Source organism: Desulfosceptrum tomskiensis, assembly GCF_049818055.1.
Taxonomy (GTDB): Bacteria; Bacillota; Desulfotomaculia; order Desulfotomaculales; family JASEER01; genus JBFLVT01.
Genome location: NZ_CP187479.1, coordinates 1,847,364 through 1,863,327, shown reverse-complemented (window position 1 = coordinate 1,863,327; position 15,964 = coordinate 1,847,364). Strand labels below are relative to the sequence as shown.

Sequence of the window (15,964 nt, the reverse complement as noted above, 5' to 3'; positions counted from 1 at the left end):
CGGTTTGCTCTCAGAGACCGGCGACGGCCTCGTTCAGATCGGCGAGCATCTTTTCCAGAGGAATGTTCCGGATCACGGCCAGCTCTTCGAGGGTGCTGAACAACGCCGTGCAGGTGATGCAAACGTCGTATTGCCTGCTATAGCTGTCAAATATCGCGCGCGCCTCCGGGTAGTTTTTGAGAACCTCCAGCACGGTCTTGTCCTTGGAGATCTTCGGGATCATTGCGAAAAGGCCTCCCCTTGCGGTTTTAGGTGTGGTCGAAAATCGTATCACGCAGTGTTCGACGACCTATTATCACTTTCCTTCATAGCTAAGATAACATGTAGTTATTCACGTCCTGTACCGCTTCGAACGCGCCGCCGAGATCCGGGACGCCCTCATCGAGCTGCGGCTGCAGTTCCGCGGCTAGACCACGCGCCCGTCCTTGGGCACCAGCAGCAGGTGCGGGATAGGTTATATAGGTTATAATGGAATTAAAAAGCCGGATTTCGAGGTGAACGAAAGGGTGAGAATACATAAGTCACAATGGCTGGAGCGGCGGCGGCAATGGGAAAGGTTCGCCGCCTGGGAAAGGACGGGGCTTCCGGACAACGGCGACACTGCTGTCCGTTTGCGCCGTGTGGGCGAAATGATGGACCTGTGGCTCGGTCTTCACGCCGAGAACGAGCGCGTCAGCCGTTCCGGTGTTTCCGGCATCCGTATAATGCGTAAGAAGCTTGGGAAAGTGAGAGTTTGCCGTGACCGGATTTGAGGGTACGCTGGTCAGGGTGGCACGGTTTCTCGACAGGCACGCCGTTCCTTACCGAGCGCAGTCAAGATCAGCAAGATGTCCGGGGAATAATCAACCGCATCGGAGCCCGCTTGGACCGGCGGTACCTCGATCCGATTGTCTGCGGGTTGGCCGGCGACCTGGAAAGGCCGGAAATCTGGGAGCGGTATCAGGATTACTGGAGAGAAAACGATAACTGAATGCTGGACAAGATCATCGTCAAGGGCGCCAGGGTCCACAACCTGAAAAACATTGACGTCGAGATCCCCCGCAACAAGCTCGTCGTGATTACGGGGCTGTCGGGGTCCGGTAAGTCGTCCCTGGCCTTCGATACTATTTACGCCGAGGGCCAGCGGCGGTACGTCGAGTCGCTGTCCTCTTACGCCCGCCAGTTTCTGGGACAGATGGACAAGCCGGACGTCGACTACATCGAGGGCCTTTCCCCGGCCATCTCCATCGACCAGAAGGCCCGCTCCGCGAACCCCCGGTCCACGGTGGGCACGGTGACCGAGATCTACGACTACCTGCGTCTGCTTTTCGCCCGCATTGGCGAGGCCCACTGCCCTAATTGCGAGCACCCCATCGCCGGCCAGACCATCGAGCAGATGGTCGACCAGATCATGGCCATGCCCGAGGGGACGAAAGCGCAGGTGCTGGCCCCGGTGGTGCGGGGCAAAAAGGGCGAGCACACCAAGGTCTTCGATGAAGCCCGGCGCGGGGGTTTCGTCCGCGTGCGGGTCGACGGGGAGCTCCGGGAAACCGGCGAGGAAATCAAGCTTGACAAGAACAAAAAGCATACCATCGAGATCGTGGTGGACCGCCTCGTGGTTAAGCCCGGGATCGCCTCCCGCCTAGCCGATTCGCTGGAAACGGCCGTGAAACTTACCGGCGGGCTGGCCGTGGTGGATCTTTTCGAGAACGGCCAGGCCGTCTTCAGCCAGAACTTCGCCTGCGTCGACTGCGGCTTCTCCTTCACCGAGATCGCCCCGCGCCTCTTCTCCTTCAACAGCCCCTTCGGGGCCTGCCCGACCTGCACCGGCCTCGGCGTCCGGCTGGAGGTGGACCCGGACCTGGTGATCCCGGACCGCAACAAGTCGCTGTACGAGGGCGCGGTAGCCGGATGGTCTTGGTGGTCTTACTACTACCACATCCTGGAGGGTTTAGCCGAACACTACGGTTTTGACCTGAACGCCCCGGTGCGGAAGCTTGACCCCGGGCATCTTGAAATCATCCTCTACGGGACGAAGGGTGAAAAGGTGCTTTTCACCCATGTCGATACGTACGGCCGCAAGAGGCAGTACACGGCGTCCTTCGAAGGCGTCGTCCCCTACTTTACCCGGCGGTTCAGGGAGAGCACCTCGGACCAGGTCCGGGAGGAGATCGAACAGATGATGCGCGCCAGGCCCTGCCCCGACTGCGGGGGAACGCGGCTCAAGCGGGAGGCCCTGGCCGTCAAGGTGGGCGACCGTTCGATCGCCCAGGTCAGCGCCCTGACGATCCTTGAAGCGGCCAGGTTCTGCGAGAACCTGCGGCTCACCGAGCGCCAGCAGATCATCGGGCGCCGCATCCTCAAGGAAATCCGGGCCCGCTTGGGGTTCCTCATCAACGTGGGGCTGGATTACCTGACGCTTGACCGCGCCGCCGGCACCCTCTCGGGCGGGGAGGCGCAAAGGATCCGCCTGGCCACCCAGATCGGGTCCGGCCTGATGGGCGTCCTCTACATCCTGGACGAGCCGAGCATCGGCCTCCATCCCCGGGACAACGCCCGGCTCCTGGAGACCCTGGCCAACCTGCGCGATCTGGGGAACACCCTGATCGTCGTCGAGCACGACGAGGAGACCATGCGCGCGGCCGACCACGTCATCGACATCGGTCCCGGGGCGGGCCGCGACGGGGGTCGCGTGGTGGCGAGCGGCCCCATCGAGGAGATCATCAACACGCCGGAGTCCCTTACCGGCCGGTACCTGTCCGGCCGGCTGACCATCCCCGTACCGTCGCAGCGCCGCAAGTCCGACGGGCGCTGGGTGGAGGTCACCGGCGCCCGCGCGCACAACCTTCAGAACATCGACGTCGCTTTTCCGCTCGGTCTTTTTGTCGCCGTGACCGGTGTTTCCGGGTCGGGCAAAAGCACGCTGGTCAACGAAATCCTTTACAAGGGGCTGGCCGCCGAGCTCAACGGGGCCAGGGCCAACCCGGGCAGGCACCAGGAGATCCTGGGCCTGGAACACCTGGACAAGGTGATCAACATCGACCAGTCGCCGATCGGGCGGACGCCGCGATCCAACCCGGCGACTTACACCAATGTCTTTACCGACATCCGCGAGTTGTTTTCTTTGACGCCCGAGGCCCGGGTGCGCGGGTACAAGCCCGGGCGCTTCAGTTTCAACGTGCGCGGGGGGCGCTGCGAGGCCTGCCAGGGCGACGGCATCATCAAGATCGAGATGCATTTTCTGCCCGACGTGTACATTCCTTGCGAGGTCTGCAAGGGGCGGCGCTACAACCGGGAGACGCTGGAAGTGAAGTATAAGGGCCGGTCCATTGCCGAAGTCCTGGAGATGACCGTCGACGAGGCCTGCGACTTCTTCAGCGCCATCCCGAAGATCCACCGCCGGCTGAAGACGCTGCAGGACGTCGGCCTCGGGTACGTCAAGCTTGGGCAGCCCGCCACCACCCTTTCGGGAGGCGAAGCGCAGCGCGTGAAACTGGCCGCGGAACTGTCCCGGCGGCCTACCGGGCGGACGCTGTACATCCTGGACGAGCCGACGACGGGGCTGCATTTCGCCGACATCGCAAGGCTTTTGCAGGTCCTGCACCGCCTGGTCGACGGCGGGAATACCGTTGTCGTGATCGAGCACAACCTCGACGTCATCAAGACGGCGGATTACATCATCGACCTCGGGCCCGAGGGCGGCGACGGGGGCGGCCGCGTAGTAGCCACGGGTACGCCGGAGCAGGTGGCCGCGAATGATGCTTCGTATACCGGAGGTTTCCTGCGCTCGATCCTGAAGGGCACTAACGATGAGCATTAATGCCGGTAACATCCAATATCTAATATCCAAGTCTAAGCTCAAGAGGCGTAAGATACGGTGAAACTTGCGGAAAAAGCGTCTCATCTCCCTGACGCCCCCGGCGTCTACCTTTTCAAGGACGCAAAAGGAACGGTAATCTACGTAGGCAAAGCGGTCTCCCTGCGCAACAGGGTCCGGTCCTATTTCGGGAGCGCGCAGAACAACAAGGTCCAGGCCATGCTCGCCCGCGCCGCGGACCTTTCTTTCATCGTGACCGGCAGCGAAGTCGAGGCGCTGATCCTGGAGGCCAATCTCATCAAGGAGCACCGCCCGCATTTCAACATCGTGCTCAAAGACGACAAGAGCTACCCTTTCCTCAGAGTCACCGTGAACGAGGAGTTCCCGCGGGTCTTCGTGACCAGACGCCAGGTCAGGGACGGCTCGCGCTACTTCGGCCCCTATCCCAGCGCTTCCGCGGTCCACGAGACACTCAAGCTTATCAAGCGCCTGTTCCCTTTCCGCTCCTGTACGCAGGCCCGTTTCAGGAACGCCCGGCCGTGCCTCAACTACCATATTAAGCGCTGCCTGGCTCCCTGCGCCGGCCTGGCCGACCCCGAGCAGTACGCCGGGATTATCAGGGACGTCTGTCTCTTCCTGGAGGGGAAGCACGACGAGCTGATCCGGGAACTCAACCGCAAGATGTCCGAGGCGGCCGCCGACCTGGATTTTGAAAAGGCGGCCGAATACAGGGACCAGCTCCAGGCCATCGACCAGGTGCTGGCGCGGCAGAACATCGTTTCCACGAAACCGGAGGACCAGGACGTCGTCGCCCTGGCCCGCGACGGCGACCGGGGCGAGGTCCTGGTCCTGGAGATCAGGAACGGCAAGCTGCTCCGGCAGGAGCAGATGACGGTGAGGGGCGTCCGGGACCGCAGCGACGCCGAGGTGCTGGCGGCCTTTCTCAAGCAGTATTACATGGAAGCATCCTTTGTCCCGCCCGAAATCCTCCTGGCGCATGACCTGGGCGACGAGCGGCAGGTCATCGCCGAGTGGCTGACGGCCAGGCGCGGGGGCAAAGTCCAGGTCAGGGTCCCCCGCCGCGGGCGCAAAAAGGAACTTGTCGACATGGCCCTCAAAAACGCGGCTCTCGTCCAGGAACAGATGCGCCTGGAACGGGGCGGGGACCGGGCCGTCGCCGAGTTGGCCGAGGTTTTGGGGCTGCCGGAGCCGCCCGCCCGCCTGGAGGCCTTCGACATTTCCAACATTCAGGGACACCAGACGGTCGGCTCGATGGTTGTCTTTGAAAACGGGAAACCCAATCCCGCGGCGTATCGCCGTTTCAAGGTGCGTAGCGTGGAAGGGCCCAACGATTTCGCGGCCATGGGAGAGGTCGTCGGACGCAGGTTTGCCAGGGCCGTCGACGAACAGCAACTGGTCAACACCGGGCAGATGAAAAGCCGAGAGGCCAAGTTCCTGCCACTACCGTCCTTGGTGCTGATCGACGGCGGGAAGGGGCAGTTGAACGCGGCCGTCGAGGTGATGAGGAGCCTTGGTTTCGGCCACATTCCGGTATACGGGCTGGCCAAGGAAGAGGAGGAACTCTTCACGCCGGGCAACCCGGACCCCCTGCCCGTCCCGAAGGACTCCCGGGCCCAGTACCTCCTGCAGCACTTGCGCGACGAAGCCCACCGCTTCGCCGTCACCTACCACCGCCGTGAGCGGACGAAGCAGGGACTGCGCTCGTTCCTGGACGAGGTCGAGGGCATCGGGCCGGCGCGCCGCCGCGCCCTGCTCAAGGCATTTCCCTCCCTCGAGGCCATTAAACAGGCCGGCGTCGACGAACTGGCCGCCGTCCCGGGGATGAATCGCAAAGTCGCGGAAGCGGTGTACCGCTTCTTCCTGCGGGATGAGTGAAGAGAGCGGGCCTCCCGACCACCTCTGAAGATTGATGCCCTTCCAAAGAAAAAGACCTGGTATTCGACGCCAGGCCTTTTTTGTTCGCTAAGGGAGTTCCATAAGGGAGTTCCAGGAGAATCAACAGCCTTCCGGAGCTACACCCTGAACCTGGCTATTGCTTCCGACAGCTTTTCGGCATTCTTTGACAGGTCTCCGGCGGAGGCCGCCACTTCCTGGACGGCCGACGTGATCTGTTCCGTCGCGCCCGAGAGCTGCTGCATCCCCTCATTGGTCTGCTTCGCCCCTTCGGCGATGTCACGGATGAGATTGGCGGCTTCTTCCACGGCGCTGATGATTTGTTGCAGCGACTTGCCGGTGGCATCGGCGGTCTGCACGCCTTCACGGACTTCGGTGACGCTTTTTTCCATGGCGGTCACCGCCTGGCCGACGCCACGCTGAATTTCGGCGATCAGCCCGCCGATCTCCTTGGCGGCGTTGGCCGACTGCTCAGCGAGTTTCCTGACTTCCTCGGCCACGACGGCGAACCCGCGGCCCTGCTCGCCCGCCCTGGCAGCCTCGATGGCGGCGTTCAGCGCGAGAAGGTTAGTCTGGTCGGCGATGCCGGTGATGACGTTGATGATGTCGCCGATCTGCTTGGATATGGTCCCAAGCTTCTGGACGGCGGCATTGACTTCCTGGGTGACCGAGGCGATCTGGTTGATCTTCGTTATGGTGTTGTTGACGTCGCCGCTGCCGCTGCGGGCGGCCGTCCGGACTTGCTCAGCCTTGTCGGCGGCGGTCAGGGCGTTTTCGGCGCTTTGCTCGGAAACGCTGGAAACCTCTTCGGCCGTCGAGGACACTTCCTCCACCGTGGCGCTGACCTGTTCCGTTGCGGCGGCAAGCTCCTGGCTCTGGGCGGCGAGCGACTCGGCCGTACCGGCGATACTCTTGACGAGCTCCCGGAGCTGTTCGCGCATCCGGTTAAGCGTTTCGGCGAGCCGGCCCAGCTCGTCTTGGGACTTGACCCGGATTTCCTGCGTGAAGTCGCCCTCGGCAATACGGCCGGCGCCGCTGATCAGATGTTTTACGGGGCTGACCGCGTAGTTCGTCAGGAAGAAAGTCACGGCGATGATCGCTAAGAGAGCGAGGCCGGAGGTCACGGCGATGCTGGTGGTCGTGCCCCGGATGATATCGTTGACGAACTGCTTGTTGGCCCCGACGTACAGCATCCCGATGATCCGGCCGTCGGGGTCTTTGATCGGCTCGTAGGCGGTCTGGTACTTCACGCCCACCACTTCGGCTTCGCCGTAGAAGCCCTGGCCCTTTTTCAGCACGGTTTCGACTACCTCGGGCGCTGCCTGGGTGCCGACGGCGCGCTTACCTTCCTTCTTGACCGTGGTCGCCACTCTGGTGTCGCCCAGAAAAATCGTGCACGAATCGCCGGTGAGCCGGTTGATCTCGTCGACGACGGCCCAGTTTTCGTTCATGACGACGTCGCCCTTGTAAAGCTTGCCGTCGCGCACGGACCATGCCCCTGGATAACGCGCGTCGATCAGCGCCGTAGCCAGGGCGAGGTCTCCCTTGGCCTTCTCTGTTGCTGCCGCCGCAGCTCCTTTTTTGACTTGCTCGGCCGTAAAAAGAATGGTAGCGATGATGCCCAGGGTGATGATCACGGCCAGCGGAACAAGGATCTTGGTCTTCATTGACCGGACGGAAAAACGCACCAAACCCACCCCCGGAAAAATGTAGCAAGATGTCGAATCTGCTTAACCACATTATCGTCAAACCGAGCGCCGGGCTTTAGCCTTGACCGCCGGGGATGGTGCGGTGTAAAACTGACTTGAGACACTTGGCGTGCTTAGCGTCTTGGCAGTTGATTGAAATCGCGGACAGCAGATGGAGGCGAACTTGAAATACAGGCTTGTAGCTATTGATCTGGACGACACACTGCTTAACAGCAGTCTGAACGTGGGGCCGCGTGCCCGCGCGGCGCTTGCCCGCGCCCGGGCGCGGGGGGTCATCGTGACCCTCGCTACGGGGCGCATGTATGCCTCGGCCGCGCCCATCGCGCGCGAGCTGGGGCTTAAGGGCCCGTTGATCACCTACCAGGGCGCCTGGGTAAGGGACGTCGATACGGGGGAGACCTACATTCACCGGACCGTCCCCAACGAATTCGCTCGGAGCATCATCGACGATATCCGGCGGCGTGGTTTCCACATCAACATCTACCTTGACGACCGTCTTTATATGGCTGAACTGACAGAAAGGGGCGAGCGGTACGCGCGGCTCTGCCGGGTGGAGGCCCACCCGGTGGGCAACCTCCTGGAGTTTCTGGGGGACAATGAGCCGACGAAAGTGCTGGCCATTGCCGACGAGCGGGACATCGACGCGCTGATGGCGGAAATGTTTCCCCGTTACCAGGGAGTGCTGCACGTCACCAAGTCCAAGCCGCACTTTTTGGAATTCTCCCACCCGCAGGCCACCAAAGGGGCGGCGCTGGAGTGGCTGGCCGCTCATTACGGCGTTCCGCGCGAAGCGGTAATGGCCATCGGCGACAGCTACAACGATTTCGACATGCTCGAATTCGCCGGCCTCGGGGTCGTCGTCGGCAACGCCCGGGAAGAAATCAAGGCGAGGGCCGACTACGTCACCGCCTCCGGCGAGGACGACGGCGTAGCCGAGGCGCTGGAGAAGTTCATTCTGCCGTAACTCTTTTCGGGAACGAACGACGTGTGAAACGGATAATAATCTCTGCCAGCTCAGCCGCATGCGGATGTGTTGCACCGATTGACCCGACGAATAGGGGACTGAAAGCAAGCTCTTAACCGCGGCCGGAGTAAACCCTTCGGAAGTGGAAGCCGTAAATGGCGAAGGTGATGGCCTCCGGAAGGAAACGCGGGCGCCGGAAGAGCGTCTTTATGAGTAGTTGCCAGTAATGCTTCCGGCCCTTGTCGAGAACGCCCAGGTAAAACATCGCCTTGAAGAGGGCCGTCAGGTAGCAGAGACGCAGGTGCCTTATACCGGCCCTTCTGGCAGGCCTGAATTCCCGGAAAAACTCCCAGATCCGCTGATAATACGGTTCCGGTGCGTAGATGGTGGTGACGATTCTGCGGTAGCCGTCCAGCAACACCTGAGGGTTCATTTTGGGGATGAAGTTCAGGGAGTAATCGGTGTTGTTACCCGAGAAGTTCTGCAGGAGCCGCTTTTCTTGCTTCAGGCGTTCGAACAACCTCGTCCCCCGGGGGGCGTTGAGCAGGCCGACCATTGCGGTGACGATGCCGCTCTTCTGGATGAAGTTGATCTGTCGCTCAAAAATGGAAGGGGTATCGCTGTCGAAGCCCACGATGAACCCCGCGCTCACCTGCAAGCCGTGATTCTGGATTTTTCTCACCGCGGCGAGGAGGTCCCGGTGCAGATTGTGGAACTTCTTGCACTCCTTCAGGCTCTCTTCGCTCGGCGTCTCGATCCCCACGAAAACGTGGACGAACCCCGCTTTCCGCATCAAGTCTAAGAGCTCTTCGTCATCCGCCAGATTGATCGACGTTTCGGTGATGAAGGTGAAGGGATGCCGGCGGCTTTCCATCCACCCGATCAGGGCCGGAAGGATCTCGCCTTTCATCCGGGCCTTGTTACCGATGAAATTGTCGTCAACGATGAAGACGCTGCCCCGCCAGCCGTAATGATAGAGGGCGTCCAGTTCGCGCAGCAGTTGCTCCTTTTGTTTTAAGCGGGGTTTGCGCCCGAAGAGCGAGGTAACGTTGCAGAATTCGCAGTCGTAGGGACAGCCGCGGGAAAACTGAATGCTCATCGAAGCGTAGTCCCGAAAGTCGATCAGCTCCCAAGCCGGCACCGGCGTGAGGGAGAGGTCGGGTCTTGCGCCGGTGGCGTAAATGTGCCGCGCGCATCCTTTCTCCAGGTCCGCCAGAAACGCGGGCAGCGTGGCTTCGGCTTCGTTCAGGACCAGGTAGTCGACTTCGGCGAAGGTCTCGGGCTCGGCGGTGAAGAGGGGGCCTCCCGCCACGGTCTTGACACCCAGGGAACGACAGCGCGCCAGCACTTCCTTGACGGAGCCGCGCTGGATTTCCATCGCGCTTAGAAAAACATAATCGGCCCATCTGAGGTCCGCGTCGGTCAGCCGTGCCACGTTCAGGTCGATCAATCTCTTGTCCCAGGCGGCGGGCAGCATGGCGGCGACGGTGAGGAGTCCCAACGGAGGGTATGCCGCCCTTTTGCCGACGAACCGCAGAGCGTATTTAAAACTCCAGAAGGTGTCGGGGTATTTTGGGTAAACCATTAAAACGCGCATCGCCCGGAGTTCTCCTTTGCCCAGACTATTCAATATTATGGTCTCTGCAGGTCGGTGAGAATGTGCCCGAGTACGACGCGTGGTGGAAAATAATGGGGTGGAAAAGAATGGTTTATTCAAGATTAGCATACAGGGGTAGCCTTGCGCAAGGATCAAAACGCCCCAGTTCACCAGCCCGATCGTTCTGCTCCTGCTCTTCGCCGTCGGGCTGGCTCTTTACCTGCGGGAGTCCACCAACGCCCTGCTTGTGCTGGTCATCGTCTTCGTGAGCGGTGTGCTGAGCTTCTGGCAGCAGTACCACGCCGAGCGGGCCATGGCCCGGCTGCAGGCCATGGTCCGGGCCGGGCCCCGGGCGCGCCGCCTGCCGGCGTACCCGGGGCCTGTTCAATTCAGCGCGATGAACCTTTCCCGGATTACTCTTCGACCTCTTCCTGGACCTGGTCGTGGTCCGGACCGTTGTCAGTTTCACTCTCTGCCGCGCCGTCCTCCGCCTTGCCGCCCTCTTCCTCGTCACCGGCGTTCTCCTGGGCCAGGACCTTGCCGTCGCCGGCGTCGACCTTAACATCCTTTACTCCCTGGGTCGTCTTGACCTCCACGCTGTAGACCAGGTTCCCGTTCTCGTTGTCGAGTTCGGTCTCCAGCGCCGTTCCCGGCACGGCGGCCAGCGCGGCGGCCTGCGCCTGTGCGGGGCTGATCTTGGCCTTCCCCTGCAGGGCCGCGGCCTCGGCGGCCTCGTCCGCGGCGTCCTTCGCCTGCTCCTCGTTCTTGTCCTGCGGGTCGGCGACCTGGATGCCGGCCCGATAGGACGGTTGCTCCTGCCGCTGTTCCTGGGCGACGGCAGCCGGGGCGGCCTTTGCCGGCGCGTTCTGCGCCCAGGCGGCGTTAAGAGCGCCCGCGCCGCCGAGCAGGAGCATGCCGGAAGTGACGTAAGCCAGGATTTTCTTATTCATGGTGATCCTCCTTTAAAGTATTATTCACTGTTCGTTCCGGACTGTCCCATCGCTGTTGGTGTTCCCTCACATCGGTCAACCCTCCTTTCCCTGGATTCCCTGCCGGTGTTTTTCCTCGGCAGGGATAATGTAACCCGGGACGATGAGAAGGATATTAGAAGAGGATTGGAAAAGGATTAGAATTGACTCTAAGCGTTTTCTAATCTCCAGGGTGTACAATCGGTCGGGGTGAAGTGACGGTGAACGAGCGAACGGAGACGGCGCGCATCCTGATCGTCGAGGACGAAGCCAGCCTGGCGCGGGCCCTGCAACTGGAACTCGAACACGAGGGCTACCGGGCGGAGACGGCCGGCAACGGGTACGAGGCCGCGGCCCGGGCGGCCGAGGGCGGCTGGGACCTGATCCTGTTGGACATCATGCTTCCCGGACTGGATGGCTTCGAGGTCTGCCGGCGGGTGCGCGAGCGCTCCGCCGTGCCGATCATTATGCTGACGGCGCGCGACGCCACGGGGGATAAGGTGACCGGCCTGGACGCCGGAGCGGACGACTATGTGCCCAAGCCCTTCGCTATCGAGGAACTGCTGGCGCGCATCCGCGCCCGCCTGCGCCGCGCGGCGCCCGCGGGCCGGGTCGGGGATCGGCTGGTGGTCGGCGATCTCGTGATCCGCCGGGACACCCGGCAGGTCGAGCGGGCCGGCCGGCCGATCGCCCTGACGCGGCGGGAGTTCGATCTCCTGGCCTACCTGGCGGAGAACGCCGGGCTGGTCCTGACGCGGGAGATGATCCTCAACGGCGTCTGGGGCTACGACTATTACGGGAACACGAATGTCGTGGACGTTTACATCCGCTACTTGCGGGCGAAGGTCGACGAACCCTTCGCGACACGTCTCATTCATACGGTGCGCGGCATCGGCTACACCCTGCGGGAGGAGGGCTGAAGGGGTGCGCTCGCTTTCGTGGCGCCTGACACTCTGGTACGCCGCGGTCCTGCTGACCGTCCTGTCCATCTGCGGGGCGGTGGCCTTTTGGGGGGTGCGCTATATCCTTTTCACCGGGGCGGCGCGCGAGGCGGAGGCGGCGGTGGCCACCGTCCAGCGCCTGACGGGAGGGGGTAACGAGCAGGGTGACTACAATCATATGGATCTGGATGATCCCGAGTTCGCGACCATTCTGGGAAGTAACCTGCTGTGGGTACAGATCACGGCGCCCGACGGCCGGGTGTTGAACCGCTCCCACGCCCTGCAGGGTGACGTGCGGGCCCCGGCCTACCTCGGCCCGGCCGTACAGGTGCGTCTGGGGGATCAGGACGTGATCCTGGTCGGCGGGCAGTTCGCCGACGGGGTGCGCGTGCAGGTGATCCGCCCCCTGGAGCAGGAGGAGAAGTTTCTCGCCACCCTGACCAGGGTTTTCATCCTGGTGGCGCTGGCCGGCCTGGTGCCGGCCGTCGTCGGCGGGCGGGCCATCGCCCGCGCCGCGCTGCGGCCGGTCGAGACCCTGACTCGCACGGCGCGGGACATCACGGCCAGCGACCTGAGCCGGCGCATCCCCCTGCGCGGACCGCGCGACGAGCTTTACGTCCTGGGGGAGGCCGTCAATGCGATGCTCGGACGCCTGGAGGACGGCTTTTCCTGCCAGCGGGAGTTTGTCGCCGCGGCTTCGCACGACCTGCGCACCCCGCTGACCGTGGTCCGCAGCTACGCCGACCTCCTGGCCCGCTGGGGCGGGAACGACCCCCGGGTCGTCGCGGAGTCGTCCCGGGCCATCGGCCGCGCGGCGCAGACCATGGAGCGGCTGGTCAACGATCTGCTGCTCCTCGCCCGCGTCGACGCGCGGCCGCCGCTTAAGACCGCGCCCCTGGCGCTGGACGAACTGGCGCTGGAGACGGTGCAGGAGGCCGGGGCCGTGGCCCCGGCGGTGGCCGTGGAGCTGGGACCGGTGACCCCGGTCACGGTGACGGCCGACGAGGCCTACCTGCGCCGGGCGGTATGGGCCCTGGTGGACAATGCTATCAAGTACGGCGGGGGGCGGGTGACGGTCTCCGTGGCCCGCGACGGCGGGGAGGCCGTTCTGGCGGTGGCCGACAACGGCCCCGGCATCGACGCCGCGGACCTGCCCCGCATCTTCGAGCGCTTCTACCGCGCCGACCGCGCCCGCAGCCGGGAGGGCGGCTTCGGACTCGGCCTCTCCCTGGCCCGGGGCATCGTCGAGGCGCACGGCGGACGGCTGGAGGCGGAGAGCGCGCCCGGCCGGGGCAGCCGGTTCACGATCCGGCTCCCTGCGGTCTGAGCGTTTCGACAAACAAAAACAACCCTTCCCTGCCGGCGCCCCACGCCCGCCCCGTCACGGTTCAGGTCGCCGGTCTCCAGGACGACGGTTTCTCCTTTCATAAGGCAAGGATAACACCGGCACGGCAAAAAAGGCAAAGCGGATATAGGAACGCCGGCCCGATCAGGGCAACGGCCGGAAACCGACCACCGGAGGACCACCCTGACCAGCCAGGTATTTGAGCGCACGGAGGAGAATAGACCCGGGGTTAAGGTAAGGGAGGCGGAGAAAGTAAGCGTTTCCGCTTCGCCCCGGCGGGGAGCAGGTTCGTTCTGCCTTTTGGGTACTAGAAAATACAGGCCCCGGGAGACCCCGGGGCCCGTTTGGCCGCGCCGGTGCCGACCTACTTGGCGGTCAGAGCGCGGACGAGCATAGATGCCGCCTCGCCCCTCGTGACCGTACCCTCGGGGCCGAACCGGCCGCCGGCCTGCGGAGTCAGGTAACCCATAGCCAGGGCGGCGGCGACGCAGCCGCGGTCGGCCTGGGAGACGGCCGCCGCGTCGGCGGTCTCCAGGCTGAAGATCTCGCCGTGGCGGGCCAGCGGCCCGAAGCCCTGGCTGTTGACCAGCCAGCGCGCCGCCTGCAGCCTGGTCACCGGGGAAGCCGCCTTGATATCCTCGCCGGCGGCGATAATCCCCAGGGTGCGGGCCCGTTCGATAAGCTGCTTGTCGTCTTCCTTGATTAGAGGCCGGTAGCCGTCCCGGTCGGCGGAGGCCACCAGCCACGCCAGCAGTTCGCCGCCCGTGATCCGGTCGTTGGGCCGGAACCGCCCGTCCTCGGCCGAAACAATGCCCTGGTCCGCCAGGAGCTGGATGTCCTTGGCGGCCGGGTGGCCGGCGATGTCCGTAAACTCGGCCTTGCGGCCGGCGACCGGCTTCCCTTCACTGTCCAGTTCCCGGCCGGTCTTGGCGTCCAGCACTCCCATCGGCCAGCCGGAGAGGTGGTAGACCAGGAAGTACTTGGGCCGGTCGGGGCCGTCGGGGTAGCGCTCGAAGGCTCGCGCGTACTCGAGCGCCAGCGGGTGCTTCTCCAGGTAGAGGGAGGCCGCCTTGGCCTTGTCGATGAGACCGGCGGGCGCCGGGAAGGAGGTGTCCCACCACCGCATGCTGTAGCCGGTGACCTCCCCGGTGGTGGCATTGACGGTCACGTTAAAGCCGTTGGCGGGGTACACGACACCGTTCACCAGACGGGCGTACTCCAGCGAATAGGCGCGGGGGCTCTCGTCGCCGCGTTTGGCCCACGGGCCGATCTCCTTGTTGCAGCGGCGGAATACGACCTGTCCGGCGCGTTCCGGCTGCTGATGCTTAATGTAGTCCTCCGCGATCTTCCGCGCCTGGTCTTCGCCGACCTTCACCTCGGGCTTCTTTAGGTAGTCCTCGGGGCCCAGGTTCTCGTAGGTGGAAAAGCCCAGCAGTTCGCCGGTGGCGGCGTCGACCCGGATTTCGATGGTAAGCTTCTTCTCCTTGTTACTGTAGCTGAAGTTCCAGACCTTGGCTCCAGGCACGTCCCAGTTGGCCATCAGGTTCTTGCTCGTCAACTGCATTCCGTCCGGCAGCGGGCAGGCCGTCTCGGCCTTAGCCTGCGCCTGGTCGGCGGTCAGAAGCCGCCCGAGCTTCTCCACCGCCGCCTGCTTGGCCTCCGAGAGGGGCTCCTCCTGCTTGACGCGAGAGTACATCGGCTCCCCGCCTCCCCCGCCGTAGCCGCCGATGTCCAAATAGTACGGCCCCTCGTTGGGGTCCAGAACCTTGCCGGTCAGGGCGTCCAGGATGAAGTTCCCGTCCTTCACCTGGTAGACCAGCTTGGGACGCTCTCCCGTGTCCCTGTCGCGCGGGCCGTAGTAGGCGTAGGCCAGCTCCAGGCCCTGGCCGGTGAAGATCGCGGCCGCGCGGTCGGCCGAAACGCGGCCCGCGGGGTCGGGCACGTCCAACTTGTCTTCCCAGTTGACGTTGAAGTTCTGCATCTCGCCGGTCTCGGCGTTGACTCCCACCCGGATTTCGTCGCCGGTAACCGGGATGCCTTTTACCGTCCGCGCGAAGGTAAAGGTGTAGACCACCGGGTAGGTACGGTCCTTCAGGGGGAAGATGATGGGTTCCTCAAAGGGCCTTTCCGGCACCAGCCTGCACTGGGCGAACTTCTCGGGCAGAAGCGTCCGGGCCGCCTTCTCGGCGACGGCCTGCGCCTGGGCCCTGGTGTAGGCGGGCATTCCGCTGTAGCGCCCGGACGGCGAGCTCTGCCATATGCCCAGGTGAATGATCTCTCCGGTGGCGGCGCTGATCGTCATGTTGCACGATCCGCCCGCCCCTCCTTCCTTGCTCCAGCGCAGCTCCCATACCCCGCGGCCTTCGTATTCGTTGTAGTCGGAGCTGAACTCGTCGAACCTGCCGACGCCGGGGTAAGCCTTCTTGGCGATCCGGATGGCCTGTTCCAGCGTGACCTTGTTTTGCGCCGCGGCCGCCGCGGCCACGGCCGGCGCCGGGCCCGCGGCGAGCGCCGGCGCCGGGAGCGCCCCGGGCAGGAGCAAGCTGGCGGCGGTCACGGCCGCAACCAGCCGGCGACGATAACCCATAAACAAGACGATCCCTCCCTGTAAGATTTTCTTCTGCATGGATTAAACGCCGCCGGACGCCGGAAAATGACAAGCGCAAAAAGATGCCGACTGTTGTCCGGACTTCCGGGAGGTATTACAATACCCATAGGGGTTAGGGCCTG

Annotated in this window: 12 protein-coding genes; 7 read left to right on the top strand and 5 right to left on the bottom strand. The window is 63.7% G+C overall.

Going from position 1 to position 15,964, the window contains the following annotated elements:
* Positions 1 to 10 precede the first annotated feature (10 nt).
* Positions 11 to 223: a hypothetical protein gene (locus tag ACPV0M_RS09470; protein ID WP_425620405.1), complete on the bottom strand. Its 213-nt coding sequence runs from the start codon at positions 221 to 223 to the stop codon at positions 11 to 13.
* 283 nt (positions 224 to 506) lie between these two features.
* Here ACPV0M_RS09470 and ACPV0M_RS09465 point away from each other — a divergent pair, with 283 nt between their 5' ends.
* From ACPV0M_RS09465 to uvrC, 4 genes are read left to right on the top strand one after another with little or no spacing between them, the layout of a single operon-like run.
* Positions 507 to 752 carry a hypothetical protein gene (locus tag ACPV0M_RS09465; RefSeq protein WP_425620404.1) on the top strand — a complete coding sequence of 82 codons (246 nt, stop codon included), beginning with the start codon at positions 507 to 509 and terminating at the stop codon, positions 750 to 752.
* Positions 749 to 970: a hypothetical protein gene (locus tag ACPV0M_RS09460; protein WP_425620403.1), complete on the top strand. Its 222-nt coding sequence runs from the start codon at positions 749 to 751 to the stop codon at positions 968 to 970. Before ACPV0M_RS09465 ends, ACPV0M_RS09460 begins: the two co-directional genes overlap by 4 nt.
* On the top strand, positions 971 to 3,799 hold the full coding sequence (gene uvrA, locus ACPV0M_RS09455; RefSeq protein WP_425620402.1) for an excinuclease ABC subunit UvrA: 2,829 nt from the start codon (positions 971 to 973) through the stop codon (positions 3,797 to 3,799). It abuts the gene before it with no gap.
* 57 nt (positions 3,800 to 3,856) lie between these two features.
* Complete coding sequence (gene uvrC, locus ACPV0M_RS09450; protein WP_425620401.1) at positions 3,857 to 5,692, top strand: excinuclease ABC subunit UvrC; 1,836 nt, start codon at positions 3,857 to 3,859, stop codon at positions 5,690 to 5,692.
* Between the two features lie 137 nt (positions 5,693 to 5,829).
* Here uvrC and ACPV0M_RS09445 read toward each other — a convergent pair whose 3' ends face one another.
* Positions 5,830 to 7,398, bottom strand: a complete 1,569-nt coding sequence (locus ACPV0M_RS09445) for a methyl-accepting chemotaxis protein (RefSeq protein WP_425620400.1) — start codon at positions 7,396 to 7,398, stop codon at positions 5,830 to 5,832.
* A 184-nt stretch (positions 7,399 to 7,582) separates the two neighbouring features.
* Here ACPV0M_RS09445 and ACPV0M_RS09440 point away from each other — a divergent pair, with 184 nt between their 5' ends.
* A complete protein-coding gene (locus ACPV0M_RS09440) occupies positions 7,583 to 8,383 on the top strand; it encodes a Cof-type HAD-IIB family hydrolase (protein WP_425620399.1) in 801 nt (266 codons plus the stop codon).
* Between the two features lie 112 nt (positions 8,384 to 8,495).
* On the opposite strand, the gene ACPV0M_RS09435 is transcribed toward ACPV0M_RS09440, so the two are convergent.
* Complete coding sequence (locus tag ACPV0M_RS09435; protein ID WP_425620398.1) at positions 8,496 to 9,980, bottom strand: B12-binding domain-containing radical SAM protein; 1,485 nt, start codon at positions 9,978 to 9,980, stop codon at positions 8,496 to 8,498.
* A gap of 413 nt (positions 9,981 to 10,393) precedes the next feature.
* Positions 10,394 to 10,930, bottom strand: coding sequence for a PepSY domain-containing protein (locus tag ACPV0M_RS09430; protein WP_425620397.1), 537 nt, complete (start codon positions 10,928 to 10,930; stop codon positions 10,394 to 10,396).
* Between the two features lie 239 nt (positions 10,931 to 11,169).
* On the opposite strand from ACPV0M_RS09430, the gene ACPV0M_RS09425 reads away from it, so the two are divergent.
* Positions 11,170 to 11,868 carry a response regulator transcription factor gene (locus ACPV0M_RS09425; protein ID WP_425620396.1) on the top strand — a complete coding sequence of 233 codons (699 nt, stop codon included), beginning with the start codon at positions 11,170 to 11,172 and terminating at the stop codon, positions 11,866 to 11,868.
* A gap of 4 nt (positions 11,869 to 11,872) precedes the next feature.
* On the top strand, positions 11,873 to 13,216 hold the full coding sequence (locus ACPV0M_RS09420; protein WP_425620395.1) for a sensor histidine kinase: 1,344 nt from the start codon (positions 11,873 to 11,875) through the stop codon (positions 13,214 to 13,216).
* A 382-nt stretch (positions 13,217 to 13,598) separates the two neighbouring features.
* On the opposite strand, the gene ACPV0M_RS09415 is transcribed toward ACPV0M_RS09420, so the two are convergent.
* The gene (locus ACPV0M_RS09415; RefSeq protein WP_425620394.1) at positions 13,599 to 15,860 is read right to left on the bottom strand and encodes a YcdB/YcdC domain-containing protein; all 2,262 of its coding nucleotides are present in this window, start codon (positions 15,858 to 15,860) and stop codon (positions 13,599 to 13,601) included.
* Between the last annotated feature and the right edge of the window lie 104 nt (positions 15,861 to 15,964).

Excerpts from the sequence above, each read along its gene's own strand:
- ACPV0M_RS09470 (WP_425620405.1), bottom strand. The coding sequence starts at position 223 with ATGATCCCGAAGATCTCCAAGGACAAGACCGTGCTGGAGGTTCTCAAA.
- uvrA (WP_425620402.1), top strand. The coding sequence starts at position 971 with ATGCTGGACAAGATCATCGTCAAGGGCGCCAGGGTCCACAACCTGAAA.
- ACPV0M_RS09435 (WP_425620398.1), bottom strand. The coding sequence starts at position 9,980 with ATGCGCGTTTTAATGGTTTACCCAAAATACCCCGACACCTTCTGGAGT.
- ACPV0M_RS09430 (WP_425620397.1), bottom strand. The coding sequence starts at position 10,930 with ATGAATAAGAAAATCCTGGCTTACGTCACTTCCGGCATGCTCCTGCTC.
- ACPV0M_RS09415 (WP_425620394.1), bottom strand. The coding sequence starts at position 15,860 with ATGCAGAAGAAAATCTTACAGGGAGGGATCGTCTTGTTTATGGGTTAT.